24 protein-coding genes are annotated in these 24,985 nt (G+C 68.0%); 13 read left to right on the forward strand and 11 right to left on the reverse strand.

What is annotated here, in order from left to right:
* Window positions 1-82: 82 nt before the first annotated feature.
* From murJ to moeA, 5 genes are all read left to right on the forward strand, one after another.
* On the forward strand, window positions 83-1,621 hold the full coding sequence (gene murJ, locus ACZ47F_RS00165) for a murein biosynthesis integral membrane protein MurJ (protein ID WP_464925293.1): 1,539 nt from the start codon (window positions 83-85) through the stop codon (window positions 1,619-1,621).
* Between the two features lie 87 nt (window positions 1,622-1,708).
* Window positions 1,709-2,095, forward strand: a complete 387-nt coding sequence (locus ACZ47F_RS00170; RefSeq protein WP_464925294.1) for a TraR/DksA family transcriptional regulator — start codon at window positions 1,709-1,711, stop codon at window positions 2,093-2,095.
* Window positions 2,096-2,105: 10 nt separating this feature from the next.
* The gene (locus tag ACZ47F_RS00175) at window positions 2,106-2,447 is read left to right on the forward strand and encodes a hypothetical protein (RefSeq protein WP_464925295.1); all 342 of its coding nucleotides are present in this window, start codon (window positions 2,106-2,108) and stop codon (window positions 2,445-2,447) included.
* Between the two features lies 1 nt (window position 2,448).
* On the forward strand, window positions 2,449-3,054 hold the full coding sequence (gene mobA, locus ACZ47F_RS00180) for a molybdenum cofactor guanylyltransferase MobA (protein ID WP_464925296.1): 606 nt from the start codon (window positions 2,449-2,451) through the stop codon (window positions 3,052-3,054).
* The gene (moeA, locus tag ACZ47F_RS00185) at window positions 3,051-4,337 is read left to right on the forward strand and encodes a molybdopterin molybdotransferase MoeA (protein WP_464925297.1); all 1,287 of its coding nucleotides are present in this window, start codon (window positions 3,051-3,053) and stop codon (window positions 4,335-4,337) included. The genes mobA and moeA overlap by 4 nt, the downstream gene beginning before the upstream one ends.
* Before the next feature lie 44 nt (window positions 4,338-4,381).
* Here moeA and ACZ47F_RS00190 read toward each other — a convergent pair whose 3' ends face one another.
* From ACZ47F_RS00190 to pabB, 9 genes are all read right to left on the reverse strand, one after another.
* Window positions 4,382-4,810 (reverse strand): hypothetical protein, encoded by a 429-nt coding sequence (locus ACZ47F_RS00190; RefSeq protein ID WP_464925298.1) that lies wholly within the window; start codon window positions 4,808-4,810, stop codon window positions 4,382-4,384.
* Window positions 4,811-4,908: 98 nt separating this feature from the next.
* Entirely contained in the window at window positions 4,909-6,228 is a 1,320-nt protein-coding gene (locus ACZ47F_RS00195; protein WP_464925299.1) for a solute carrier family 23 protein, read from the reverse strand.
* A gap of 45 nt (window positions 6,229-6,273) precedes the next feature.
* Window positions 6,274-6,909 carry a uracil phosphoribosyltransferase gene (gene upp / locus ACZ47F_RS00200; RefSeq protein WP_464925300.1) on the reverse strand — a complete coding sequence of 212 codons (636 nt, stop codon included), beginning with the start codon at window positions 6,907-6,909 and terminating at the stop codon, window positions 6,274-6,276.
* Between the two features lie 338 nt (window positions 6,910-7,247).
* Window positions 7,248-7,994: an SDR family NAD(P)-dependent oxidoreductase gene (locus ACZ47F_RS00205; protein WP_464925301.1), complete on the reverse strand. Its 747-nt coding sequence runs from the start codon at window positions 7,992-7,994 to the stop codon at window positions 7,248-7,250.
* The gene (locus ACZ47F_RS00210) at window positions 7,987-9,114 is read right to left on the reverse strand and encodes an FAD-binding domain-containing protein (protein WP_464925302.1); all 1,128 of its coding nucleotides are present in this window, start codon (window positions 9,112-9,114) and stop codon (window positions 7,987-7,989) included. The genes ACZ47F_RS00205 and ACZ47F_RS00210 overlap by 8 nt, the downstream gene beginning before the upstream one ends.
* Before the next feature lie 245 nt (window positions 9,115-9,359).
* The gene (locus ACZ47F_RS00215) at window positions 9,360-10,931 is read right to left on the reverse strand and encodes a cryptochrome/photolyase family protein (protein WP_464925303.1); all 1,572 of its coding nucleotides are present in this window, start codon (window positions 10,929-10,931) and stop codon (window positions 9,360-9,362) included.
* Complete coding sequence (locus ACZ47F_RS00220; protein WP_464925304.1) at window positions 10,928-11,113, reverse strand: DUF2256 domain-containing protein; 186 nt, start codon at window positions 11,111-11,113, stop codon at window positions 10,928-10,930. Before ACZ47F_RS00220 ends, ACZ47F_RS00215 begins: the two co-directional genes overlap by 4 nt.
* A 5-nt stretch (window positions 11,114-11,118) precedes the next feature.
* Window positions 11,119-12,588 (reverse strand): cryptochrome/deoxyribodipyrimidine photo-lyase family protein, encoded by a 1,470-nt coding sequence (locus tag ACZ47F_RS00225; protein WP_464925305.1) that lies wholly within the window; start codon window positions 12,586-12,588, stop codon window positions 11,119-11,121.
* A 43-nt stretch (window positions 12,589-12,631) separates the two neighbouring features.
* Complete coding sequence (pabB, locus tag ACZ47F_RS00230) at window positions 12,632-14,587, reverse strand: aminodeoxychorismate synthase component I (RefSeq protein WP_464925306.1); 1,956 nt, start codon at window positions 14,585-14,587, stop codon at window positions 12,632-12,634.
* A gap of 132 nt (window positions 14,588-14,719) precedes the next feature.
* Here pabB and ACZ47F_RS00235 point away from each other — a divergent pair, with 132 nt between their 5' ends.
* From ACZ47F_RS00235 to ACZ47F_RS00260, 6 genes are all read left to right on the forward strand, one after another.
* Complete coding sequence (locus ACZ47F_RS00235) at window positions 14,720-17,014, forward strand: TonB-dependent receptor (protein ID WP_464925307.1); 2,295 nt, start codon at window positions 14,720-14,722, stop codon at window positions 17,012-17,014.
* 125 nt (window positions 17,015-17,139) lie between these two features.
* Complete coding sequence (locus ACZ47F_RS00240) at window positions 17,140-18,447, forward strand: branched-chain amino acid ABC transporter substrate-binding protein (protein WP_464925308.1); 1,308 nt, start codon at window positions 17,140-17,142, stop codon at window positions 18,445-18,447.
* A gap of 46 nt (window positions 18,448-18,493) precedes the next feature.
* Complete coding sequence (locus ACZ47F_RS00245; protein ID WP_464925309.1) at window positions 18,494-19,468, forward strand: branched-chain amino acid ABC transporter permease; 975 nt, start codon at window positions 18,494-18,496, stop codon at window positions 19,466-19,468.
* Window positions 19,465-20,709, forward strand: a complete 1,245-nt coding sequence (locus ACZ47F_RS00250) for a branched-chain amino acid ABC transporter permease (protein WP_464925310.1) — start codon at window positions 19,465-19,467, stop codon at window positions 20,707-20,709. The genes ACZ47F_RS00245 and ACZ47F_RS00250 overlap by 4 nt, the downstream gene beginning before the upstream one ends.
* A complete protein-coding gene (locus tag ACZ47F_RS00255; protein ID WP_464925311.1) occupies window positions 20,706-21,461 on the forward strand; it encodes an ABC transporter ATP-binding protein in 756 nt (251 codons plus the stop codon). The genes ACZ47F_RS00250 and ACZ47F_RS00255 overlap by 4 nt, the downstream gene beginning before the upstream one ends.
* Window positions 21,458-22,156 carry an ABC transporter ATP-binding protein gene (locus ACZ47F_RS00260; protein WP_464925312.1) on the forward strand — a complete coding sequence of 233 codons (699 nt, stop codon included), beginning with the start codon at window positions 21,458-21,460 and terminating at the stop codon, window positions 22,154-22,156. Before ACZ47F_RS00255 ends, ACZ47F_RS00260 begins: the two co-directional genes overlap by 4 nt.
* Here ACZ47F_RS00260 and ACZ47F_RS00265 read toward each other — a convergent pair.
* Together ACZ47F_RS00265 and ACZ47F_RS00270 are read right to left on the reverse strand one after the other, a co-directional pair.
* Window positions 22,139-22,420, reverse strand: coding sequence for an RnfH family protein (locus tag ACZ47F_RS00265; protein WP_464925313.1), 282 nt, complete (start codon window positions 22,418-22,420; stop codon window positions 22,139-22,141). The genes ACZ47F_RS00260 and ACZ47F_RS00265 overlap by 18 nt on opposite strands.
* 19 nt (window positions 22,421-22,439) lie before the next feature.
* Window positions 22,440-22,880, reverse strand: coding sequence for a type II toxin-antitoxin system RatA family toxin (locus ACZ47F_RS00270; RefSeq protein WP_464925314.1), 441 nt, complete (start codon window positions 22,878-22,880; stop codon window positions 22,440-22,442).
* Between the two features lie 75 nt (window positions 22,881-22,955).
* On the opposite strand from ACZ47F_RS00270, the gene smpB reads away from it, so the two are divergent.
* The gene (smpB, locus tag ACZ47F_RS00275; RefSeq protein ID WP_464925315.1) at window positions 22,956-23,399 is read left to right on the forward strand and encodes an SsrA-binding protein SmpB; all 444 of its coding nucleotides are present in this window, start codon (window positions 22,956-22,958) and stop codon (window positions 23,397-23,399) included.
* Window positions 23,400-23,616: 217 nt separating this feature from the next.
* Window positions 23,617-24,984, forward strand: coding sequence for an ammonium transporter (locus ACZ47F_RS00280; RefSeq protein ID WP_464925316.1), 1,368 nt, complete (start codon window positions 23,617-23,619; stop codon window positions 24,982-24,984).
* The last annotated feature ends 1 nt before the right edge of the window (window position 24,985 follow it).

Below are 24,985 nucleotides of genomic sequence, written 5' to 3' on the forward strand. Positions count from 1 at the left end.
TGCTCGGAAAACTGACCATTATAGACAAAACCCCGCCGGCTCCCGCAAGTCCGGCCAGAGGGGCTTTCTATAATGCCGCCCGGTGAATCTGCTCAAGGCTGCCTCCACCATCTCGCTGCTGACCCTCACCTCGCGCATCACCGGCCTGGTGCGGGAAATCATGGTGGCCACGCTCTTCGGCGCCAGCGCCTGGACCGATGCCTTCAATGTGGCGTTTCGCCTGCCCAATCTGCTGCGCCGCATGTTTGCCGAAGGCGCGTTCTCACAGGCCTTCGTGCCACTGCTGTCGCAGACCCGGCAGACCAGGTCGCCCGAGCAGACGCAGGAATTGATCGATCAGGTCGCCACCGCGCTACTGTGGATCCTGGTGGCCATCAGTCTGGCCGGGGTGTTGCTGTCGCCGGTGCTGGTGTGGCTCACCGCATCGGGCCTGCACCCGCAAGCATTCGACGCCGCGGTCTGGATGACCCGGCTGATGTTTCCGTACGCCGCGCTGATCTCGCTGGTGGCGCTCAGCGCCGGCATCCTGAACACCTGGAGGCACTTTGCGGTGCCGGCGGTGACGCCTGCGCTGCTGAACCTGTCCATCATCGGTGCCGCAGTGACCCTGCACAAGCTGGTGCATCCGCCGATCTACGCGCTGGCGATCGGGGTGATGATCGGCGGGGTGGCGCAGCTGGCAGTGCAGTGGCCGGCGCTGCGGCGGTATGCGGTGATGCCACGCTTTCGGCTGAGCTTTCTCAAGGCCTGGCGTTCCGAGGGAGTGCACCGCGTGGTCAAGCAGATGCTGCCTGCCAGCCTGTCGGTGTCCGTGGCGCAGGTGTCGATCGTCATCAACACCCAGATCGCCTCGCATTTGGCCGCAGGTAGTGTGTCGTGGCTGGCGTATGCCGACCGGCTGATGGAGTTTCCCACCGCGATCCTGGGCGTGGCGCTGGGCTCGGTGCTGCTGCCCAGCCTGTCGCGTGCGGTGGCGACCGAGGATGTCGCCAAGTACAGCACCCTGCTCGACTGGGGGCTGCGGCTGACCTTGGTGCTGGCACTGCCCAGCGCAGTGGCGCTGCTGATCTTCGCCCAGCCGCTGGTATCCATACTCTACAACTACGGGCGTTTCGATCATGCCGACGTGCTGGCGACGACCAGTGCGCTGCGGGCCTACGGCATCGGGCTGATCGCGCTGATCGGCATCAAGATCCTCGCCCCCGGGTTCTACGCCAGGCAAGACCTGCGCACGCCGGTGAAAATCGCGCTGGTGGTGCTGGCCTGCACACAGTTGATGAATCTGCTGTTCGTGCCCTGGCTGGGACATGCCGGGCTGGCGCTGGCCATCTCCATTGGCGCGATGCTCAACGCCAGCCTGCTGTTTCGTGGTTTGCGCAAGCGCGGCATGTTCCAGCCTCAGCCGGGCTGGGGGCAGTTCGCCGGCAAGGTGGCGCTGGCGCAGATTCCGCTGGGCGCGCTGATGCTTTGGGGCGCAGTCGCCCTGCCGTGGGACCGTGCGCACGGCGACCTGCAGCGGCTGGTGCTGGGGCTGGGGCTGCTCGGTGCGTCTGCCCTGCTGTATTTCGCCACACTGCGTCTGCTCGGGTTCCGGCTGCGGCAATTCATGCACAGTGAGTGATATGTGTTGCGCCAGCGCAAACTGCTGGTGATGGCTGCGTTCCACAATGCGCGCATCATCTGCAGCACAAGCCCTCAGGAGACTGACATGCCCCTCACCCCAGACCAGCGCGAGGCCCTGCGCACCCAGTTGCTCGAACGCCGTGCCCAGATGGTGGCCGATCTGCGCGCCGAATCGATCAGCGAGGACGGCACGCTGGCCGTGCGCAGCCACCGCGGTGAAACCGATGACGAGGCCGTGGTCGAGGCCATGGACGCGGTGGAAATCGCCTCGACCGCGCGCGACGCCAGTGAGCTTGCGGCGATCGACAGCGCGCTGCAGCGGCTGGACACGCCGGACTTCGGCGTGTGTATCGACTGCGGCGCCGAGATCGCGCCCGCGCGGCTGATGGCCGAACCCACGGCGCTGCGCTGCACCGCCTGCCAGCAGCGCTATGAACACCAGCATCACTCACCGGGCGGCGCACGGCTGTAGCATGCTGCCCATGCCAGCACGCCCTGCCTCCTCCTCTGGAACCCCCGGCCTCGAGCGGGCGATCACCCGCTGGCTGTTGCCGGCCTATGCCATTGGCGTGACCGTCCCGTGGCTGGTGGGCGCATGGCTCAAGACCGGCTACCAACCCGGCCTGGTGCAAGGCGACCCACAGCCCGCGCGCGATCTGATCGACATGTTCTGCATGGGCGTAAGCCTGCTCGATGCCACCCTGGTGTTCACCGTGGCGATCGGCTGCCTGGTGGTGTCCATCATGAAAGGCCCGGTGCTCCAGGGCGATGCCTCGCATGCCACCCGTCAGGTGCGCGAGCCGGACGAGCGGGAGATGCCTTGAGATGCCGCAGACCATCGACCGAGTCGAAATCACCGGCCTGGTGCTCGCCGGTGGACGCGGCAGTCGCATGGGCGGGGTCGACAAGGGCCTGCAGCCCTGGCGCGGCCTGCCACTGGCCCAACAGGTGCGCCAGCGGCTGCAGCCTCAGGTCGGCCCGCTGCTGATCAACGCCAACCGGCATCTGGACATCTATCGCAGTTGGGGCTTGCCGGTGGTGACCGACGGCCCGCAGCCCGATTTTGCCGGGCCGCTGGCCGGCTTTCTCGCCGGGCTGGATGCCTGCACCACGCGATATTTGCTGACCGCGCCGTGCGATTCGCCTCTGCTGCCGCTCGATCTGGCCGATCGGCTCGCCCAGGGCTTGCTGGCGGCGCAAGCGCGCATCGCGCTGCCGTGCGCGGGGGGGCGGCTGCAACCGGTGTTCTGCCTGATGGATGCGACGCTGCGCGACGATCTGCGCGACTTTGTCGCAGCGGGCGGCAGCAAGATCGACCAGTGGACCGCCCGGCACCTGACCGCAATCGTCGCTTTCGACAATGTACATGCCTTCGAGAACATCAACACCCAGGCCGACCTTCTGCGCCTGGAACGTACCGACTCGCCATGACCGACACCTTCGATCTACAGCAGATCATTTCCTGTGTTGCCGGCTACGACCCGAATGCCCTGCGGGTGGATGCCGCGCTCGCCGTCATCCAGTCCAGCGTGCAGCCGGTGCGGGCGGTCGAACGCGTGTCGGTCCGCGCCGCGCTCGGTCGTGTGTTGGCGCAGGACATCGCCTCGCCCATCGACGTGCCGGCGCACGACAACTCGGCAATGGACGGCTACGCCCTGCGCGGGGCCGATCTGCAGGCGCAGGGTGACACGGTTCTGACAATCACCGGGCGTGGCCTGGCCGGTCATGCCTTCGACGGCACCGTGCCCGCAGGCAGCGCGGTGCGGATCATGACCGGCGCGGTCATGCCAGCCGGGTGTGACACCGTGGTGCCGCAGGAACTCTGTCGTGTGCAGGGCGAGACGGTCATCATCCCGCAGGGTGTGGTGCGCGCGGGCGACAACCGCCGCCTGCGCGGCGAAGACCTGGCACGTGGCAAAACCGCACTGCCCGCCGGCAAGGTGCTGCGTCCGGCCGATCTGGGGCTGATCGCCTCGCTGGGCATGGCCGAGGTGCCGGTGCGGCGCAGACTGCGCGCGGCCTTTTTTTCTAGCGGCGACGAACTGCGCTCAGTGGGTGAACCGCTCGATCCGGGCTGCGTGTATGACAGCAACCGCTACACCCTCTGGGGGATGCTCGCGCGCCTGGGCTGCGACATCATCGACCTCGGCGTGGTGCCCGACAGCCCACAGGCACTGGAAACCGCGCTGCGCACCGCGACTGAATGCGCCGATGTGGTCATCACCTCAGGAGGGGTCAGCGTGGGCGAGGCCGACTACCTGCGCAGTACCCTCTCGAGCATGGGCGATGTGGTGTTCTGGCGCATTGCGATGCGGCCCGGGCGGCCGCTGGCCTTCGGGCAGCTGCGCGCTGGCGGGCACAGCGCCTGGCTGTTTGGCCTGCCAGGCAACCCGGTGGCGGTGATGGTGACCTTCTACGCCTTCGTCCGCCCAGCCCTGCTCCACGCCATGGGCGCCAGTGCCCAGCCGCAGCCCACGCTGCGCGCGATCAGCGCCCAGACCCTGCGCAAGAAACCGGGCCGCACCGAATACCAGCGCGGCCTGCTCACCCTGCTGCCCGACGGCCGCTGGCAGGTCGGCGCAATCGGCAACCAGGGCTCGGGGGTGCTGAGCTCGATGTCGCAGGCGCACGGCCTGATCGTGCTGCACCACGACCAGGCCACCGTGCAGGCCGGCGACCCGGTCGACGTGCTGCTGTTCGAGGGTCTGGTTTAGCAGGCAAGCGTCTGCCGCAACTGTGCACGGCGGGCGCAGGGCACTCAGAACAGCTTGTTGATCAGGTCATCCCCAAGGCCAAAGCCCGCGCCCATCTCGATGGCGCGGCCAAAGCCGGAGTTGAGAAAGCCGTCGAGCGCGCCCATCAGCCCGCCGCTCTGCGGCACCTGCACCGCAGCGTTTTGCGCCATCATGCCCTGCGGCATGTAGCCCGGCTGCATCGCCGCGGGCATGGTCTGCGCCTGGTTCTGCCACATGGCATGAATCGCCTGCAGCACCTGCATCATCTGCTGCTGCTCGGCCTGCACCGCAAGCGCCACCTCGCGCAGGTCGAGCAACCATTCGCGGGCATCCTGGTTGCCGCCCTGCACGGCAGCCTGCAGTTTGCCGGCAAGCGTCTGCAGCTGCTGCCCGACCTGCTGTGCCTGCGCTTGCAACTGCTGATATTGCTGATCGATAGTCTGAATGTCCACGGCCTGAATCCGTTGTTGCCCAAAACATCCATTGGACTGCAGCGGCAGGCGTTTTCACGTCAGCAGATGTCAAAGTCGCAACAGTGCGCAGCCGAGCATCATTCCACTGCGTCGAGCAGCCGGTCCGGCCCGTGCTGCGGTGGGCGGCCGCGGCTCAGCAGTGCATGCAGCGCCATGGCGCCGAAGGTCGCGGTGCCGATGCCGCCCAGCGCGAAATCGCCGAACTTGAGCGTGAAATCGGCCGTGCCCAACATCAGGGTGATCGCCACGATGATGAGGTTGCGGCTGTCGGAAAAGTCGACCTTGTTGTCCACCCAGATGCGCGCGCCCGACACCGCGATCAGCCCGAAGATCACAATGGCCACACCGCGCAGCACCGGCGGCGGGATGAGCTGGATCAGCGCGCCAAACTTGGGAGAAAAGCCCAGCACGATAGCGATCACCGCTGCAGTGGCGAAAATGAGTGTGGAGTAGATCCGGGTGGCGGCCATCACGCCGATGTTCTCGGCATAGGTGGTCACCCCTGTCCCGCCCGCCGCGCCGGAGACGATGGTGGCCAGCCCATCGCCAAGGAACGCCCGTCCCATGTAGCGGTCGAGATTGCGCCCTGTCATTGCTGTGACCGCCTTGATGTGGCCAAGGTTTTCCGCCACCAGGATGACCACGACGGGGGCGATCAGGCCGATGGCGCGTGGCTGGAACTCGGGCGTGGCAAACGTCGGCATGCCGAACCACGCCGCCTGCGCCACGGCGGAGAACTCCAGCGGCTTGCCCAGTCCCAGGCCGTTGGTCAGCACGGCATAGACCGCGGTGGCGGCCAGCAGCCCGACCAGGATGAGCAGGCGCTGCACCATGCCCCGGGTGTAGACCGCCACCAGCGCGATGCAGACAAAAGTGAGTAGCGCCATCCAGTCGTCGAAATGACTCGCGCCGTGGCTCTTGATCGCGATCGGCGCCAGATTCAGCCCGATGACCGCGACCACAGAGCCGGTGACCACCGGCGGCATCAGCCGCTCGATCCATTTCACCCCCGCACCGATGACGACCAGACCAATGGCCGCATACACCACCCCGCAGGCGATGATGCCGCCCAGCGCCACGCCGATCTGCGGATTCGGCCCCGTGCCGGAATAGCCGGTGGCGGCGATGACCACGCCGATGAACGCGAACGACGAGCCCAGATAGCTCGGCACCCGACCGCCCACGACCAGAAAAAAGATCAGCGTGCCAATGCCGCTCATCAGAATGGCGATATTGGGGTTGAAGCCCATGAGCAGCGGGGCGAACACGGTGGAGCCGAACATCGCCACCACATGCTGCAGCCCCATCGCCAGGGTCTGCGGCGCGGGCAGTCGATCATCCGGGGCGATCACCCCGCCGGTTTTTAGGTGCCAATGGGGAAAGTAGCGGTCAGTCATGTCGCGCTCCGTGCGGGGAATGTGGAAGGTCGGGGTGGTGCGCCGTCACTTGGTGCCGAAAATGCGGTCACCGGCGTCCCCCAGCCCGGGGACGATGTAGCCGTGGTCGTTGAGGCGCTCGTCGATCGCTGCCAGGGTGATGGGCACATCGGGGTGGGCGGCGCGCACGGTGCGCAGCCCTTCGGGCGCGGCCAGCAGATTGACCAGTTTCAACGTGGTGGCCCCGGCGCGCTTGAGATGCGTGAGCGCGGCGGCAGCCGAGTTGCCGGTAGCCAGCATCGGATCGACCACGATCACCAGGCGGTCGGCTATGTCGTCGGGCACCTTGAAGTAATACTCCACCGGCTCCAGCGTGTCGGGGTTGCGGTACAGGCCGATGTGGCCGACTCTGGCGTTGGGCAACAGGTCGATCATGCCGTCGAGCATGCCGTTGCCCGCGCGCAGGATGGACACCAGACACAGCTTCTTGCCAGCGAGGATGGGCATGCGGCAGTCGGCCACTGGAGTGCTCACCTCCACCAGTTCGGTGGGCAGGTCGCGCGTGGCCTCGTAGGCCAGCATCGCGGCGATCTCGCGCACCAAGCGGCGGAAGTTGTCGGTGGTCGTGTCCTTGCTGCGCGCCAGGGTGAGCTTGTGCTGCACCAGCGGATGCGTGACGACGTGAACCAAGGGATCGTTCATGGCGGGCGTTTGCTGCAATGGTGTGATGACGGGAAACGCACGCAATTTTGCGTCAGCGCTCTGTGCGCACCTGCAACAACGGCAACCGTTGGCGTGAAGCGAAGCAATGAATGCCCATCGGATTTGCCCCCCCGCGCGGCTTCGAACCATGCTGCAATGCAGCATAACACCCGCCGCGTCTGATCGACCACGGCAAGGTGCGCTTTTCCGGCACCCACGCCGAACTTCAGGCCAGCGACGCCGTGCGCGAGACGTACTTCGGGTTGTGAAGCCGTGCGCGAGCAGCGCGGCGCTCCCGCGCCTGGCGTCTGCCGGCCCGGCAGACGCCTCGCCCGCGCTCATTTCACCAGCGGCCGGATGTGTGTGAAGCCACCATCGACAGGCAGCACATGGCCGGTGATGCGGCCCGCCGCGTCCGACAACAGCCAGGCCATCGCCTGCGCGACCTGCTCGGCGGTCTGCACACCGCCGAGCGGGTATTGCTTGCCCGCACCTTCGCGCATCGCCGGGACTTTGAGCATGCCCGCGGTCAGCGGCGTGTCGGTCATGCCCGGCGCCACGGCGTTGACGCGCAGGCCCTGCGCGGCGTAGGTGGCGGCGGCGCTGCGCACCAGGCCCTCAACGCCGGCCTTGGCCGCGGCGATCGCCTCGTGGTTGGCCACACCGATTTGCGCGACCACCGAGCTCACCAACACTGCTGCGCCCGGCTGCTGCGCGGCGCGGCGCGACTCGATCCACGCGCCGAGCATGGCAATGGCACTGTCCAGGTTGACGCGCAGCACCTCGCGCCATTGCGCCGCCGCAGTGCGGTGCAGCGGTGCGATCAGCGTGTTGCCGACGCAGTGCGCTAGGTGCGTGGGCGCGCCGAGCTGCGCGGTGCAGTCGGCGACTGCCGCGGCCGCGCCTTCGGGCGTGGTGGTGTCGGCGGCGATGCGCGCATTGGCCGGCACGTCGGCGAGCGGCGCGACGTCGCGCCCGACGGCGGCCACACGCCAGCCTTGTGCGTGCAGCAGGCCGCAGAGCGCGCGGCCGATGCCGCCGCGCGCGCCGGTGACGAGGACAATGGGGATGGTGGTTTCAGTCATGGAACAGTGCCCCTTGTGCGGGATGATCGGTGGCCTTGGGCGCATGCGCGCGCACCCAGGCCCAGTAGGCGGAAAATGAGCGGCAGGCCGACGGCGGCTCTGGCCAGCACGCGGGTGTCTCGGCAAGCTGCAGCACTTGCCAGTCCGCGCCGAGATGCGGATTGCGCCAGCCGTGCACCGCGCGTGCCGACCGCAGCGCGGCGACGAGTTGCGGCGCTGGCGCGATCCAGCGCAGCGCCGCAAGCGCGCGCATGCGCGTGGCGACGAAGGCCCAACGCCTTGCCGACCACGGCCAGCGCGCGTGCCAGTCGGCATCGAGCACGGCCAGCGGCATGAGGCCCGGCGGCGGATCGCCCAGCGCCCAGGGGTGCACCAGCCAGACCGCGCTGCCGGCGACCGCGGCCGCATCCGGCGCGGTAAAGCCGTCATCCGGCGGCGCAGCAAAGCGCGGCGGCTCTGGTGTCGGCTCGGCATGGCATGGCGCGGGCGCGAGGGCGCGCGGGCTGCGCGCGAGGGCGTCGAGCGAGGCGTAGTCGGTGTCGATCGCCGTGCCCGCGCTGTGCCAGTCGTCCGGCGCGTAGCGCGCGACGTTGTCGGCGTTGAACAGATATGGCTTGTTGCTGGCTGTGCCGGCAACCCACTGCCAAGAAAGATGGTTGCTCGCCAGATCGCCGTCGAGCAAGTGCGCGATCATCCAGTCGGCACCGACCCGCCAGTGCACCTTGCGCAGGTGCACGGTGTAAGAGGCCAGCCACAGCCGCGCGTGGTTGTGCAGATCGCCCGTGGCGTAGAGCGTGCGCACCGCCTGGTCGATCGCCGGCACGCCGGTGCAGGCCCGGCGCAGGTCGTCGGGGAGTTCGCGCGAATAAGCCGCGTCCGGCAAAACCCCGGCGTGCAGTGACTGCAAGATCGCCCCACCGAGATGCCGCGCGCTGTGCTGAAAATACGCGCGCCAGCCAAGCTCCTGCACCAGCTTGTGTTCGAGCGGCAAGGCATGGCGCGCACGCAGCGCTGCCACCGTCTCGGCCAGCCCGAGCAGACCGTGCGTGAGATAGGGCGACAGCCGCGTGACCGCACCGAGCAGGTGGTTGCGCGTGCGCGCGTACTCGGCTGGACGCACGGCGGCAAGGCGCTCGAGCGCGACGGCGCGCGTGGAGGGGAGGATTTGCGCGTGCAGATCGCATCGCGACTTCCCCTCACACCTGCCTCTCCCGGGGGGAGGAGGAGAAAAATCGCTGCACGCATTTCCGGTGTTTTTCACCGCTGCAGCCGGCGCCGAGAAAGTCCTCTCCTCCTGGACGAGGGTTGGGTGAGGGCCCGCACTGCCTGCACTGCCAGAATGCTTCATGCCAACACCTCCCGGATTCATGCCGCTGCCTCCCGCAGTGCCGCGGCCTGCGCCTGGATGCGCGCGCGCTCGGCAGCGTCCAAGCGCCCGAGGTTTTTCACCTGCATGACGGTGCGCGGGTTGGCGGCGAGCAGCGCCTTGTGCCGCAGCAAAAAATCCCAGTACAGCACGGTGTAGGGGCAGGCGCGCTCGCCGCTGCGCTGCGCGGGGTCGAAGCGGCAAGTGGCGCAGTAGCGACCGCTGCTCATGCGCGCGATGTATTTGCCGCTGGCGATATAGGGTTTGCTTGCCATCAGCCCGTCGTCGGCGAACTGGCTCATCCCGATGACGTTCGGCAGCTCGACCCACTCGACCGCATCGACATACACGGCGAGAAACCAGGCGCTGATCTCGCGCGGGCGCACGCCGAGTAGCAGCGCGTATAGGCCAATCACCATTAGCCGCTGGATGTGGTGCGCATAGCCAAGCCGCAGCGTTTGCGCGAGCGCATCGCGCAGGCAGACCATGTCGGTGTCGCCATTCCAGAAGAACGTTGGCAGCGGCGTCTGCGCATCAAGCGCATTCGATTCGGCATAAGCCGGCATGCGCGTCCAATAGATGCCGCGCACATACTCGCGCCAGCCGAGGATCTGGCGAATGAAGCCCTCCACGCTCGGCAGCGGCGCCGCGCCTGCGCGCCAGGCGGCCTCGGCCGCCGCGACCACCTCGCGCGCGCCGAGCAGCTTCAGGTTGAGCGCGGCCGACAGCCGCGAGTGCCACAGCCAAGGCTGCCCAGGCCAGAGCGCATCCTGCCAGCGGCCGAAGTCCGGCAGTCGCTGAGCGATGAAATCGTCAAGCGCGGCAAGCGCCTGTGCGCGGGTGAGCGGCCAGTCGAAGTCGTCGAGCGCGCCGGGGTGGGTAGCAAAACGCTCGCGCACCAGCACAATCACTTCGCGTGTGATCGCATCGGGGGCAAAGCCGCGCGGCACGGGCAGCGACGGCGGGCCGGTACTCGGGTCGAAACTGTCGCGATTGTCCGCGTCGAAGTTCCACTGACCTTCAGCCGGGGCGTCGCCGTCCATCAGCACGCGGTGGCGGCGGCGCATCTCGCGGTAAAAATACTCCATGCGCAGGCTTTTGCGGCCCTGCGCGTGCACGGCGAAGTCGCGCACGGTGGCAAAGAAATGCCGGTCGTCGCGCAGCTCGAAGGGCAGCGCAAGCGCCCGCGCCGTCTCGCGCAGCGCCTGCAGCACCCGCCAGTCACCCGGCGCGGTCAGCACCAGCGACTGCGGACGCAGCGCCTGCACCGCGCGGGCAAGCTCGCCGCCAAACGTGCCGGTGTTGGCGGCATCGTCCAGCTGGGTGTAGTGCAGCGCCCAGCCGCGCGCGGCCAGTTCCGCGGCGAAGTGGCGCATCGCGGCGAGAAACAGCGCAGTGCGCGGCTGGCTCGACCCCACATGCGTCGATTCTTCCGCGACCTCGGCCATCCACACCGCGTCGCGTGCGGGGTCGAAGCCGTCGAAGGCGCTGGATGCAGCGTCGAGCTGATCGCCGAGCACCAGCACCAGGTGCCGCAGCGGCTGCGGCAAGGGGCGCGGCAGGGTGTTCATGCGCCGCTCTCCGGCAAGGAGCCGCGCTCGCGCCTGGCAGCGCGCCGGCAAGCCTCGGAGCAATAGCGCACCTGCCCCCAGTTCTTTGCCCAAGCGCGGCGCCAGCTCATCGGCCGGCCGCAGGCGGCGCAGGGTTTGCTGGGCAGGCTGGCTTTGTTGCCTTTGTGGCCGCGCGTGGGCATGAGGTTCAACCGAACAGCTTGAGCTGCCCGGGCGATGCGCTGCGCCGGCGGGTCGATACGCCGCTGCGCGGCAGGCCGCTTTTGCGCGAGCCGTGGCGCTGCTGCACGGCTTGCGCCTGCTCACGCGCGGCGGGGCTGCGGCGGATGGCGGCGAGGCGTTCCTTGGCGTGCCGCAGCGCCGCGCGCTCGTCGATAATCGGTGGCGGATAGTCCGGTGTGCCCCACTCGGGCACCCAGCGGCGGATGAATTCGCCGTGTGGGTCGTGATCTTGCTGCTGTTTGAGCGGCGAGTAGATGCGCAGCGTGTTGATCCCGGTGGTGCCGGACTGCATCTGCATCTGGCTCCAGTGGATGCCGGGCTCGAAGTCGAGGAACTGTCGCGCCAGATGCAGCCCCGGCTCGCGCCAGTGCAGCCAGAGGTGGTAGGCGGCAAAGCTGACTAGCATGGCGCGCATGCGGAAGTTCAGCCAGCCGGTGGCGTTCAGACACCGCATGCAGGCATCGACCATCGGATAGCCGGTGCAACCCTCACGCCAGGCGTCGAAGCGCATGCGGTCGAACTCGGCCTCGCGCAGCCCATCGTAGGCGCGGGAAAAGTTGTGGAACTCGATCTGCGGTTCGGCTTCGAGCTTTTGCATGAAATGGCAGTGCCAGCGTAGCCGCGCGGCAAACGCCTCCAGATGCCGGACAACGCTGCGCGCCTGCGGCTCGCCCGAAGCACGTAGCGCGGCGATGCGCGCACGGCTGGCCTGGTACACCTGCCGCATGCCGATCATGCCGAAGGCCAGATACGGCGATAGCCGCGAGCAGCCCTGCTCGGCGCGCGCCGGGCTGGAGAGGTTGAAGCGGTAGCCGTCGCCACGGCGCTGCAGGAAGTCGTCGAGCACCGCGCGTGCGGCGCGCTCGCCAGCTGCCGGCGTCGGTCGCGATGGGCGCAGGCGCTGCGCGGCAAGCGAAGGGAAATCACCCGGCGCGAGCGTCGCCGCAGGGCGAAACCGCGCCGGCGCGGCGATCAGCGGCGCGTCCATGCGCTGCTGCCAGCGCTCGGCCCAGCCGTCACGGCTTTTCAGCCGCCGTACCACGCCGTTTTGCGGCCACTCCTGCCAGATCACGCCGCGCCGGCGGCACCAGGCAGCCACATGCCGGTCGCGCGCGTAACTCCAGCCCGGGCCGGTCTCCTCGTGGCTGAACAGATGCGTGAACGCCAGCTGCTGCCACAACACATCGAGCACCTCGACCGCCTCACCCTGCCGCACCAGCAGCGCCAGCCCGCGCGCGGCAAGCGCGGCGCGCAACTCCAGAACCCCGTCGCGCGCAAACTGCACATGCTGCGCGTCGCACTCGGGGCTGGCGATCCACTGCGGCTCGACGATGTAGAGCGCCAGCGCCGCGTCGCAGCGCGCGGCTTCGGCCAGCGGCATATGGTCGGCGACGCGCAGATCGCGCTTGAACCAGACGAGGGCGACGGTGCTCATGCCGGGCATGATGCCATGCGCGCGCCGCCGCTGCGGGCGTGGCCTACGGTGCCGGGGTCTCGTCTGGGGGTATCGCCGCGAGCACGCCGCGCACGCTGTTGACCACCGCGATCCGCCGCGCGCGGCGCAGATCCGCCGGCAGCAACACGCGCTCGGCGCAGACGCCCGCATCGAGCAGCCACTGCCGCGCTACGCCCGGCAGCAGGCCGCTTGCGCGCGGCGGCGTCCACCACTGGCCGTCGAGTTCGAGCAGTAGCGTGCTGCGCGCGCCTTCGCAGAGCTCGCCGCGGGTGTTGCAGAACAGCTGGTCGAACGCGCCCTGCGCCTGGGCGGCGCGCCAGGCGGCGTCGTACGCGGCGCGGTGCGTGGTCTTGTGGCGCAAAAAGGGGTCGAGCGGGTCGAGCCGCTCGCGTGCAAGCAGCAGCCGCACCGGTTGTGGCAGCGATGCCGGCAGCGGTTGCACGTCGAGCGTGAACGCGCCAGACTTGCGCAGCACCAGCCGCGTGCGCCACGGCGCCGGGGCGAGCGCGGCGCAGGCGCGCTGCCAGGGGCTGTCGCCAGCGGGCGGCGCATCGGGTGCGCTGCACTCGACCTCGCGCCTCGCATGCGCCTGCGCGATCGCCGCGCGCAGCGCCGGTAGATCGCAGGCAAAGCCGAAGAACGCGGCCGAGGCCGCCAGCCGCGCCAGATGCCGCTCGATGCGCTCGGTCTGCTGCGGCCACAGCGCGGCAAAGGTCTCGATCAGGCCGAAGCCGGGGTCAAACGCGGTGAGAAAGCGCAGCTTGTCCCAGCACTCCTGCCACTCGGCGGCCGGGTTGGAATCAATGACCACCCCGCTGCCGACGCCGGCGCGCAGCGCGCGCATGCCGGCGCCCTCGCCCGCAGTCTGCAACGCAGCGTCCAGCTCGAGGGTGCGGATCGGCACGCTGAACACGGCCAGCGGCCCCTGCGGGGCGCTGCGCGGCGCGACGAAGCCGATCGCGCCGGTGTAGAGTCCGCGCGGCTGCGCTTCGAGCCGGCGGATGATGTCCATGCTCATGCGCTTGGGCGCGCCGGTCACAGAGCCGCAGGGGAACAGTGCGGCGAACAGCGCGGTCCAGCCGATCTCGCCACAGCGCGGGTCGAGCCGAGCCTGCACGCTGGAGGTCATCTGCCACACTGTCGGGTATGGCTCGATGGTGAAGCGCTCGGGCACGCGCACCGAACCAGGCTGCGCCAGCCGTCCGAGGTCGTTGCGCAGCAGGTCGAGGATCATCAGATTCTCGGCGCGGTTTTTCGCGTCGGCGGCAAGCTGCTGCGCGGCCAGCGCGTCGGCCTGCGCGTCGGCGCAGCGCGCCGCGGTGCCTTTCATCGGCCGCGCGTGCAGCAATGCGCCGTCGCGGGCGAAAAACAGTTCGGGCGAGAAGCTCAGCACCCAGCGCGCGCCCAGCCGCGCCAGACAGCCGTAGCGCGTCGGCTGCGCGCGGCGCAGCGCGGCGTACAGCGCAATCGGATGGCCGTAGGCGAAGCCTTCGAGCGGCCAGGTGAAGTTGATCTGGTAGCTATCGCCGGCTCGCAAATGCTCGACGATCTGCGCAAACGCCTGGGTGTAGTCCGCCTGGCTGATCCCGGCGCGCAACTCGGCAACACCGCAAGGCCGCGTCGCGGCTGTCGCGGACAAGGCGGCGATCTGCGCGTCGAGCCAGCGCGCAACCTCATCGGCGCTGAGCATCTGCACCGCGTCGAAGCACAGCAGTTCGACCAGTGGGGCCGCGCCCGGCGCCGGCGGCCTGACCGGCAGATCGGCCAGCGCCTGCGCGGCCTCGTACGCGAGGAACAGCGCCACGTGCTGCTGCGCGAGCGCGCCATCCAGCTCGGCCAGCACCGACCGCGCCTCGTCCGCCTGCCGCGCCACATACTGCGCCAGCGGCGCGCGCAGCAGCCGGCTGGTCGGATGCGCCGCGCTGGACTGCGCGTCGTCGAACAGGACGAAACATTCGGCGGGGGCGAGCGTGGTCATTTCGGGAAATCCCCTGTGCCGTACGCGAGACAAACGCGACGTTTTGTCGCAGAGCGTCGGCTTTTGCGGTTTTTAGAGTGCGGAGCTTTAGGTTTTGTCACATCAGGTTTCAACTCTGCTCCGGGATTGTCCATGCAAACCACCCTCTCCTCGCCTTCTTCCGCGCAACGCACCGTGCTGTGGCTCGCGCTGGCTGCGGCGCTTGCCGCACTTGCAGCGCCGGTTTCGGCGCAGACCACGCTCGAGCCCGTCGTCGTCACCGGTTCATCCGGCAGCAGCTGGGCGCAGTGGCAAGGCGCACTCGACCTGGCCGCCCGCCGCGCCGCCATCAACGACACCGCAAGCCTGCTGCTCGGGCTGCCGGGGCTGTCGGTCAACGCCGCCGGCGGCGTCTCGGGGCTGCCGCAGTACAACGGGCTGTCGGATGACCGGCTGGCGGTCCAGCTCGACGGCATGGGACTGATCGCCAGCTGCCCGAACCACATGAACCCTGTCCTGTCGTACGCCTCGCCATCGCAGGTGCAAAGCGTCGTCGTCTATCCGGCGGGCATGGCGCCAGTGTCGGTCGGCGGGGACGGGCTCGGCGGCGCAATCCTGGTCGAGACCCGCGCGCCGCAATTCGCCCTCGCAGGGCAGGCAAGCATCGCCGGCGGCGAGATCAGCGCCGGCGGCGCGAGCAACGGCGACGCGCGCAGCTTGGGCCTGTCCGCGCACTATGGCACGGCTTCGTTTGCCATCCGCTACGACGGCGCGTTGGTCAAGGCGAATGACGACTCGGCAGCAGCCGATTTCAAGCCTTTCACCGCGACCGGCCGGCCCGGGGTCATGCTCGGGCGCGACGTGGTCGGCTCGACCGCCTACGACGTGCGCAACCACACCCTGGGGCTGGCGTGGAGGGGCGCGGATCAACTGCTCGAACTCGGCCTGGGCTATCAGGAAGTGCCATACCAGCTCTACCCCAACCAGCGCATGGACATGCTGGACAACACCGAAAAGCGCGTGAACCTGCATTGGGTCAAGCAGTTCGGCTGGGGCAGACTCGACGCCCGCCTCTACCATGAAACCGTCGATCACTTCATGGACTTCGGGCCGGACAAGCGCTTCTGGTACGGCAGCCAGACTATGCAAGGCGGTGTTGGCGGCTATCCCTGCAGCCCGATCTCACCGACCTGCGCCGCGGGCATGCCGATGTATACGACCAGCCACACCACTGGCACCAAGCTCAAAGCGAGCGTCGACCTCTCCCCGAATGACGTGCTGCGCATCGGGCTGGACGTGCAGCGCTATCACCTCGACGACTACTGGACCCCGTCTGGCGGCATGATGTGGCCGGACACCTTCCTCAATGTGAACGACGGGCAGCGCGACCGTGCCGGGGTTTGGGGCGAGTGGCAGAGGCAGTGGACAGCCGCCTGGCAAACGCTCGCTGGCCTGCGCATCGAGCGCGTCAGCACCGACGCTGGCCCGGTACACGGCTACGCCAACAGCAACGGCATGGGCACGATGATGTCCTACCAGAAGCGCGACGCCGACGCGTTCAATGCCACCAGCCGCAAGCGCACCGACACCAACATCGACGCCGCGCTGCAATCGCGCTGGACCCTCTCGCCCACGCAGGACATCGCAGTCGGTCTCTCCCACAACGCGCGCTCGCCCAACCTCTATCAGCGCTACCCCTGGAGCACCTGGAACATGGCGGCGATCATGAACAACTTCGTCGGCGACGGCAACGGCTACATTGGCAACCCAGAGCTCAAACCGGAAAAGGCCACCACGCTATCGGCCGAGTTCAACTGGCACGCCGCCGGCAAATCCTGGCAGTTCAGCGCCCAGCCGTTCTTCACGCACATCGCCGACTTCATCGACGCGGTGCAGTGGGACGCGGCGAGCAACGCCCCAGCTGCCATGCCCACGAAAAACAAGTTTGTCGTGCTCAAGTACGTCAACCAGAGCGCGCGGTTGTACGGCATCAACCTCGCAGGCAAGCTGCCGCTGGGCGACAGCCCGGTCGGCAAGCTCGGAGTGCAGGCGGTCGTGAGCTATACCCGCGGCGAAAACCGCACCACCGGCGACGATCTCTACGGCATCATGCCGGCCAACGCCCGCATCACGCTCACGCAGTCCCTGGGTGGCTGGAACAATGCGCTCGAGTGGTTGCTGGTCAAGGCCAAGACCGATGTGTCCGCAGTGCGTAACGAAATCCCCAGCGGCGGCTACGGGCTGCTCAACCTGCGCGCCTCCTACGGCTGGAAGCAGGCGCGGGTGGACTTCGGCGTCGAGAACCTGCTGAACAAGTTGTACTTCCTGCCCACCGGCGGCGCCTACGTCGGCCAGGGCACGACCATGTCGATCAACGGCGTTCCCTGGGGCATCGCCGTGCCCGGCCCCGGCCGCAGCATCTATCTGCGCGGCACGGTGGCGTTCTGACCGCAGCGCGAGGCGGCCTCGCGGCCGCCACCGCACCACCCCCACCCCGTAGGGGAAGCTGGGAAGGGGCGGGGGATGCAATAGCATTGGCGTCTGGTTTCGTCCCTGAACAGACAGACAACCCCATGCACTCCACTACGCGCAGACAGTTTCTTTCCACCCTGGCCGGGAGCCTGTTGCTGGGCGCGGCGCCCGTGCGTGCGCGCGAGCTTCCTGTGGTCAAGCTCGCGTTCATCGACCCATTGACCGGCCCGTTTGCCGCGATCGGCCAGAACCAGCTGCAGAGCTGGCAGTTCGTCGCCGAGCGGGTCAACCGCGGCAACACTGCCGGGGTGCGGTTCGAGATCGTGCCGTTCGACAACAAGGGCGCGGTGCAGGACACGGTCAACGCCCTGCAGGCCGCGGTCGACCAGGGCATCCGCTATGTGCTGCAGGGCGACGGCTCGGGCGCGGCGCTGGCGCTGTCCAAGGCGGTCAGCCGGCACAACGCGCGACATCCGGGCAAGGAAGTGGTGTATCTGAACTATGCCGCGGTCGATCCGGCGCTGACCGGCAGCGACTGCAGCTTCTGGCATTTCGCACTGCAGCCCAGCGTGCCGATGACCATGCAGGCGCTAACCGACGACATCCGCAACCGCCCGGACATCCGCCGCATCTACCTCATCGAGCAGGACTATTCCTTCGGCCATCAGGTGGCCAAATATGCGCGTGAGATGCTTGCGCTCAAACGCCCGGACATCCAGATCGTCGGCGAGGACTTTGTTGCGCTCGGGCAGGTCAAGGATTTCTCTCCCTACATCGCCAAGGTGCAGGCGGCCAAGGCCGACTGCATCATCACCGCCAACTGGGGGCCGGACCTGACCCTGCTGATCAAGGCCGCGCAGCAAGGTGGGCTCAAGGCCGATCTCTACACCTTCTACGCCAGCAGCCTGGGCGCGCCCAGCGAAATCGGCCTGCACGACGCCGGGCGGGTGAAGCTGGTGTACTACAGCGAACCCAATCTGCCCGGCACGCTACAAAGCCTGCAAAAAGGCTTTCGCGACAAGTACAAGCAGGACTTTTCGGTGCCGGTCACCTACACCGGGCTGCTGCTACTGACCGCGGCGATGACCAAGGCGCACAGCCTCGAGCCGATCAAGGTCGCCAGCGCGATGGAGGGACTGACCTTCCACACCTTCAACGGCGAGGTGACCATGCGCGCGGCCGACCATCAACTGCTGCAGCCGATCTATGTCAGCACCTGGCAGCCGGTGTCCGCGGCCAATCCGTACGACGTCGAGAACACTGGCTACACCTTCGCCCTGGACCGCACCTACCCGCCGCAGCAAACCATGCTGCCTGCGCAGTGCAGCATGCAGCGGCCGCTGACCACCGAAATCTATCCGATCAAGCCGCCCAAGGTGCGGGCCAGCGCGGTGGGCGGCGCGAACTAGGCGCCCTCCTGCGTGCGGCCTGCCGCATGTCTACGCCAGCGCGTGCATGGAAGCCCTGCTGCTGTCGCTGCTCAACGGTCTGAGCTATAGCCTGCTGCTGTTTCTGCTGGCGAGCGGACTGACGCTGATCTTTTCGCTGCTCGGCGTACTCAATTTTGCGCATGGCAGTTTTTACATGCTCGGTGCGTATTTGGCCTGGCAGGCCGGGCAGTGGCTAGACTTCTGGGGCGGTCTGCTGATCGCGCCACCGGCGGTGGCGGCGGTCGCCGCCTTGTTCGAGCTGGCGGTACTGCGGCGGGTGCGTGCGCAGGGGCATCTGCCCGAGATGCTCGCCACCTTCGCCTTCGGTGTGGTGTTGGTGGAGGCCGCGCGGCTGCTGTGGGGCAGCGCGTCGATACCTTATGGCATTCCGGCCGCCCTACAGGGCAGCCTGTTCCGGCTGGGCGGGCTGGACTTCGCGGTCTATCGCGGCTTTGTCATGGCAGTGGCGCTGGCCGCGCTGGGTGCAGCCTGGCTGCTACTGTGGCGCACGCGCATCGGGCTGGTGGTGCAGGCGGCGCTCGGCAACGCGCCCATGGTGTCGGCGCTGGGGCATGACGTGCCTGCGGTGCAGACCCTGGTGTTCGCTGCCGGCGGGGCGCTGGCCGGGCTGGCCGGCGCGGTGGGCGCGCCGCTGCTGGTCACCGAGCCGGGCATGGCAGCGCAGATGGGCGCGCTGCTGTTTGCGGTCATCATCATCGGCGGGCTGGGGTCGCTGCGCGGGGCGCTGCTGGGCGCGTTGCTGGTGGGCGAGCTGCAGACCCTCGCGGTGGCGGTGAACGGATCGCTGGCCGACGGTCTGCAGCGCCTGGGCTGGAGTGCGCCTGCCGCATGGCCTGCGGGTAGCAGCATCATCCTCAGCCTGCTGCATCTGGATCTGTCGCGCGCCGCGCCGCTGCTGCCATACGCACTGCTAGTGATGGTGCTGGCGTTCAGGCCGCAGGGCCTGACCCGCACGCTCGGCCGGGACGAGGCGCTGTGAGCCGCCCCACCGTGCCGGCGGCGGCGCGCGGGCCGTTGCTGTTCACCCTAGTCGCTGTGCTGCCGCTGGCCTTGCCGCTGGACGGCGCGGGCTTTGGCCTGTTGGCGCAAGCAGCCAGCGCCTGGCTGCTGCTGTTGTCCATCGGCCTGCTGCACACCCGTGTCGGGCTGTTGAGCTTTGGTCAGGCGCTGTTCTCGGGACTGGCCGCGTATGCCGCTGCGCATGCGATGAATGCGATCGCCGCGCACGGCTGGCCGCTGCCGTTCGTTCTGGTGCCGCTCTACGGCGGGCTGTTCGCCGTGGCGGTGGCGCTGCTGGCCGGGCCGCTGAGCGTGCGGCGCGGCGGCCTGAGCTTTGCGATGACCACGCTCGGGCTGGGCGTGCTGGTGGCGCTGCTGGCGCCGATGCTGCAGGGGTTTTTCGGCGGCGAGGGTGGCGTGTCTACCGACCGCACGCAAGGGCCGGTCTGGTTGGGCCTGAACCTGCTGTCGCAGCGTCAGGTGTATGCCGTGAGCGCCGGGTATGTGCTGCTGGGTGCGGTGCTGCTGCACTGGCTGGACCGCACGCGCCTGATGCTGCTTGCCCGTGCGGTACGCGACAACCCGCTGCGCACGGCAGTCAGTGGCATCGCCCCGCGTCGCGTACGGCTGCTGGTGCTGCTGCCCAGCGCCTTTCTCGCCGGTCTGGCTGGTGCGCTACAGACCATGCAAACCGAACAGGTCAGCGCCGGGACCCTGGGGCTGCAGCACTCGAGCATGGCGCTGCTGTTCAGCCTGGCTGCGGGCAGCGGCACGGTGTGGGGTGCGCTGCTCGGGGCGTGGATGATGGTGGGCAGCGAGGTGCTACTGGCCATGGTGTCGCAGGCATGGATGCTGTATGTCGGGCTGGGGTTTCTGGGCATCGTGATCTGGGCGCCGCAGGGCTTGAGCGCGGTGCTGCGCGATCTGCTGCGCAGGCTGCAGGCAGCCCGCCGCGCCGATCTGCTCTGGGGCCTGGCCGCGCTGATGGTGTGCGCCGCTTTTGCCGTCGTGGGCTTGACCAGCCTGATCGAACTGCTCTACGCCGTGCGCCAGCGGCTGCAGGGGGATGGACTGCTACGGCTGTATGGCCTGAACCTGCAGCCGCACCACGCCGACGTCTGGGCTGGCGCCGCGCTGCTGGCGGTCACGGGGCTAGCGCTGGGTGCGATGGTTGGGCGCGCGTTGGCGTGGCAGCTGCGCATGGAGCATCCACCGCAATGAACACCACGGGCTGCGCACCGCTGCTCGATGTACGCGCGCTGACCTGCGTGCTCGGCAGCCAGCCGGTACTCGCCGACCTGAGTCTGCAGGTGCAACGTGGCGAGCGCGTGGCGATCATCGGCCCCAACGGCGCGGGTAAGAGCACGCTGTTTCAGGTGATCAGTGGCCTGCGACCGTTGCGCGCCGGCAGTGTGTGGCTGGACGGGCGGCGCATCGACCGCCTGAGTCCGCCGCAGATCGCCCGCGCCGGGGTGGGACGCGGCTTTCAGACGCCGCAGGTGTTCGGACATCTCACCGTGACCGACAACCTGCGCTGCGCGCTGCTGCCGCATGTCGGCGGCAACTGGCTGCGGCGCGTGGATCGAGACACTGCGCTGCAGCAGCACACCGCGCGGTGGCTGCGCGCCCTGCGGCTCGAACCCGAGGCCAATCTGCCGGCCCATCGACTCGACTACGCCCGCCTGCGTGCGCTCGAACTCGGTCTGGCGCTGGTCGGGCAGGCACCGCTGCTGCTGCTCGATGAGCCGACCGCAGGCATGAGCAGAGCGCAGGCCGCGCAGATGGTCGATCTGATCCGGCAGGTCTGCGAAGGCCGCACCCTGCTACTGATCGAGCACGATCTGGACACGGTGTTTCGCCTGGCCACGCGGGTGATTGTGCTGCACCAGGGCCGGATGCTGGCTGACGGCGCGCCGCAGCAGATTCGCACCGATCCACAGGTGCAGGCTGTCTATCTGGGACTGGCCACATGAGCGCGCCGCTGTTGGACGTGCGCTTGCTGCATGCCAGCTACGGCCCGGTGCAGGTGCTACGCGGCGTCGATCTACAGCTGCGTGCCGGCGAGCTGGTGCTGCTGCTCGGCCGCAATGGCAGCGGGCGCAGCACCCTGCTCAAGGCGCTGATGGGGCTGATTGCCGCCAGCGGCGCGGTGCGGTTGGGCGGACATGACCTGCTCGCACTGCCCACCCACCGCCGCGCCCGGCTGGGGCTGGGCTACGTGCCCGAGCAGCGCGATGTGTTTGCGCATCTGACCGTGCGGCAGAACCTGCGCCTGGGCGCCAGGCGTGCAGCCCTTGCCGCGGCAAGCACGTGGGACGAGGGCCGCGTGCTCGCGCTGTTTCCGGCGCTTGCCGCGCGGCTGCATACCCCGGCACAGGCGCTCTCGGGCGGCGAGCAGCAGATGCTGTCGATCGCCCGCGCGTTGATGGGCAACCCGCGGCTGCTGCTGCTGGATGAGCCGACCGAGGGTCTGGCACCGCAGCGCGTGCAGGCCACTGCCGCCCTGCTTGACCAGCTGCGCGCCAAGAAGCTGGGCCTGCTGCTGGTCGAGCAAAAGCCGTGGGCGCTGCAACGCGCGGACCGCGTGGTCGTGTTGGGAGATGGCCGGGTGCAGTTCACCGGGGCGGCTGCCGCGCTGCCCGCGCCGGTTTCAGCCGCGTGGCTTTGACGCCCTGGCCACTGTGGCGCGCAGGCGGCGCGCGGTCATCGGATCGACCTGCAGCGGCCGGCACAGGTCGATGCGGTCGCCGTCGCGCAGTTCGTGCTGGGGCAGCACGCGGCGTCCGTCCACGCCCCAGCGCAGATCGAGCTGGGCCAGTTCGGGATGCGCCGCGGGCATGCCGCTGGCCTGCACCGCCTGTTCCGCCGTGGCGCCACGGGGCAGGCGCACGGTACGCAAGTCGGGCGCACCGACCTCCGGAGCGTAAAACACGGCGACAGTGATCTGAGCGTCAGCGCGGACCATACACCTGCTTGGCGCGCCGCACGAAGGCATCGACGAAGCTGCTGGCGATGTGGTTGAACACCGGGCCGATGACCTTTTCCACAAGAAAGTTGGAGAAGTTGTAGTCGAGCAGGAACTCGACCTTGCACGCCTTGCCATCGGCCAGCGGATGGAACACCCAGCGCCCCTGCAGTGCCGAAAACGGGCCTTCGACCAGCTGCATGCGCACCTCCTGGCCAGGGATGTTGGTGTTCTGCGTCGTGAATTTCTGCCGGATGCCCTTGAAGTCAATGACCACGCTGGCGCGCACCGTGTCACCGTCGACCGCCTCGACCGAGGCTCCGCCGCACCAGGGCAGAAACTGCGGATACGACGCCACATCAGTGACCAGGTCGTACATTTCCTGTGGGCTGTACCAGATGAGGACGGATTTATGGACCTGGGGCATGGACGAGGCAGGCGGGTCGCGGCTTCTTAGAATCAAACGATTGTATTGAGCGCCCTAAGGCCCCACATCCCAGGCATGAGCATCGTCGAAAACCGCAAGGCCCGTTTCAACTATTTCCTCGAAGACCGATTCGAGGCCGGCATCGTGCTCGAAGGCTGGGAGGTCAAGGCCATCCGCGCAGGGCGGGTGCAGCTCACCGACGGCTATGTGGTCGTGCGCGATGGCGAGCTCTACCTCATCGGCATGAACGTCAGTGCGCTGGCTAGCGCCTCGACCCATGTGCGCCCGGATGCCGCACGCACCCGCAAGCTGCTGATGCACAAGGACGAAATCCGCAAGCTCATCGGCAAGGTCGAGCAGCGTGGCTACACCCTGGTGCCGCTCAACCTGCACTACAAGGGCGGGCGGGTCAAGCTCGACCTGGCGCTGGGCAAGGGCAAGAAAGAGCACGACAAGCGCGACACCGAAGCCCAGCGCGACTGGCAGCGCGAAAAGGCGCGAATCATGAAAACGCGCTAGGACCTGTTCAGTGCGTCGCCGCGCTGCGCTGCACCCCTTCAGTGCGGCGACGCACCAAAGCAGTGACTTTGCATTCGAAGCGTACTGCTTACACGAACAAGTTCCTGTCAAACAGCGCGATTTGTGATCAGTTTCACATCGCGCTGCGATCGCGCCCTCACTTGATGCTGGCCCGGAACTTGCCCAATCCCCCTTGCAAATTTCAATGGGGGATTTCATGCACGACACGCTTTCACACCCAGACAACAACTCGCGCAGGGGACGGCGGCCCCGTCGCGCCATTCTTGTCGGTCTGGCCAGCCTATTCCCTGTCTGCGCACTGGCGCAGACCGCGCCCGCGTCGCTGTCGGTGCCGCATATCGCCCATGTCTCCACGCTGAATTCCGGTGATACCGCGTGGATGCTGGCCTCCACCGCGCTGGTGCTGATGATGACCATTCCCGGTTTGGCGCTGTTCTACGCCGGCATGGTGCGCAAGAAAAACATTCTCGGCATCACCATGCAGGTCTTCGCCACCACGGTGCTGGTCACCCTGCTGTGGTTCATTGCCGGATACAGCCTGGCATTCATGCCTGGCAGCCCGTACATCGGCGGGCTGTCGCGGCTGTTTCTCGACGGGGTGTTTTTCAGCAAGAACAGCGGCATCGTGTCGGTCAGTGAGCTGGCGCCCACCATCCCCGAGTCGGTCTATGTGATGTTTCAGATGACCTTCGCCATCATCACCCCGGCGCTGATTGTGGGAGCGTTTGCCGAGCGCATGAAGTTCTCGGCAATGCTGGTGTTCATGGGGCTGTGGTCGCTGCTGGTATATGCCCCGGTAGCACACTCAGTGTGGGAGCCTTCGGGCTGGCTGGCCTCGCTGGGCATGCTCGATTTTGCCGGCGGTACCGTGGTGCACGTGAACGCGGGTGCCGCTGGCCTGGCCTGCGCCATCGCGCTGGGCAAACGCCGGCACTGGGGCCAGGAGCCGTTTCTTCCAGCCAATCTGACCTACACCATGATCGGTGCGGCGCTGCTCTGGGTGGGTTGGTTCGGCTTCAACGCCGGCTCGGCCTGCGCCGCAGACGGTCGCGCCGGTATGGCCATGCTTGCCACGCAACTGGGCACGGCCGCTGCGGCGTTCAGCTGGATGCTGACCGAATGGACCCTGCGTGGCCGTCCGACTCTGCTGGGTATCTGCTCCGGGGCCGTGGCGGGCTTGGTCGCGATCACGCCAGCTTCGGGCTTCGTCGACCCGATCGGCGCGGTGATCGTCGGCCTGGTCGCGGGCGTGGTTTGCTACTGGGGCGCAACCGGGCTCAAGCGCCTGCTCGGCGCGGATGACGCGCTAGACGTGTTCGGCATCCACGGCGTGGGCGGGTTTGCCGGGGCGGTACTGACCGGTTTCCTTGCCGTGCCGTCATACAGCGGGCAGACCGCCTCGGTGCTGGTGCAGACACTGGGGGCTAGCGCGACACTGGTCTACAGCTTCGTCGCCAGCTTTGTTCTGCTCAAGCTGATCGACGCTGTCATCGGCCTGCGGGTGGATGCCGAGGCGGAAGAAGCCGGACTCGATCTGAGCCAGCATGGCGAGCGCATCGAGTAGG

It is taken from the genome of Thiomonas islandica (assembly GCF_055383445.1).

Coding starts and splice junctions, on each gene's coding strand:
- ACZ47F_RS00170 (WP_464925294.1), top strand. CDS start 1,709: ATGCCCCTCACCCCAGACCAGCGCGAGGCCCTGCGCACCCAGTTGCTC.
- ACZ47F_RS00175 (WP_464925295.1), top strand. CDS start 2,106: ATGCCAGCACGCCCTGCCTCCTCCTCTGGAACCCCCGGCCTCGAGCGG.
- mobA (WP_464925296.1), top strand. CDS start 2,449: ATGCCGCAGACCATCGACCGAGTCGAAATCACCGGCCTGGTGCTCGCC.
- moeA (WP_464925297.1), top strand. CDS start 3,051: ATGACCGACACCTTCGATCTACAGCAGATCATTTCCTGTGTTGCCGGC.
- ACZ47F_RS00195 (WP_464925299.1), bottom strand. CDS start 6,228: ATGACTGACCGCTACTTTCCCCATTGGCACCTAAAAACCGGCGGGGTG.
- upp (WP_464925300.1), bottom strand. CDS start 6,909: ATGAACGATCCCTTGGTTCACGTCGTCACGCATCCGCTGGTGCAGCAC.
- ACZ47F_RS00205 (WP_464925301.1), bottom strand. CDS start 7,994: ATGACTGAAACCACCATCCCCATTGTCCTCGTCACCGGCGCGCGCGGC.
- ACZ47F_RS00215 (WP_464925303.1), bottom strand. CDS start 10,931: ATGAACACCCTGCCGCGCCCCTTGCCGCAGCCGCTGCGGCACCTGGTG.
- ACZ47F_RS00220 (WP_464925304.1), bottom strand. CDS start 11,113: ATGCCCACGCGCGGCCACAAAGGCAACAAAGCCAGCCTGCCCAGCAAA.
- ACZ47F_RS00225 (WP_464925305.1), bottom strand. CDS start 12,588: ATGAGCACCGTCGCCCTCGTCTGGTTCAAGCGCGATCTGCGCGTCGCC.
- pabB (WP_464925306.1), bottom strand. CDS start 14,587: ATGACCACGCTCGCCCCCGCCGAATGTTTCGTCCTGTTCGACGACGCG.
- ACZ47F_RS00235 (WP_464925307.1), top strand. CDS start 14,720: ATGCAAACCACCCTCTCCTCGCCTTCTTCCGCGCAACGCACCGTGCTG.
- ACZ47F_RS00240 (WP_464925308.1), top strand. CDS start 17,140: ATGCACTCCACTACGCGCAGACAGTTTCTTTCCACCCTGGCCGGGAGC.
- ACZ47F_RS00245 (WP_464925309.1), top strand. CDS start 18,494: ATGGAAGCCCTGCTGCTGTCGCTGCTCAACGGTCTGAGCTATAGCCTG.
- ACZ47F_RS00255 (WP_464925311.1), top strand. CDS start 20,706: ATGAACACCACGGGCTGCGCACCGCTGCTCGATGTACGCGCGCTGACC.
- ACZ47F_RS00260 (WP_464925312.1), top strand. CDS start 21,458: ATGAGCGCGCCGCTGTTGGACGTGCGCTTGCTGCATGCCAGCTACGGC.
- ACZ47F_RS00270 (WP_464925314.1), bottom strand. CDS start 22,880: ATGCCCCAGGTCCATAAATCCGTCCTCATCTGGTACAGCCCACAGGAA.
- smpB (WP_464925315.1), top strand. CDS start 22,956: ATGAGCATCGTCGAAAACCGCAAGGCCCGTTTCAACTATTTCCTCGAA.
- ACZ47F_RS00280 (WP_464925316.1), top strand. CDS start 23,617: ATGCACGACACGCTTTCACACCCAGACAACAACTCGCGCAGGGGACGG.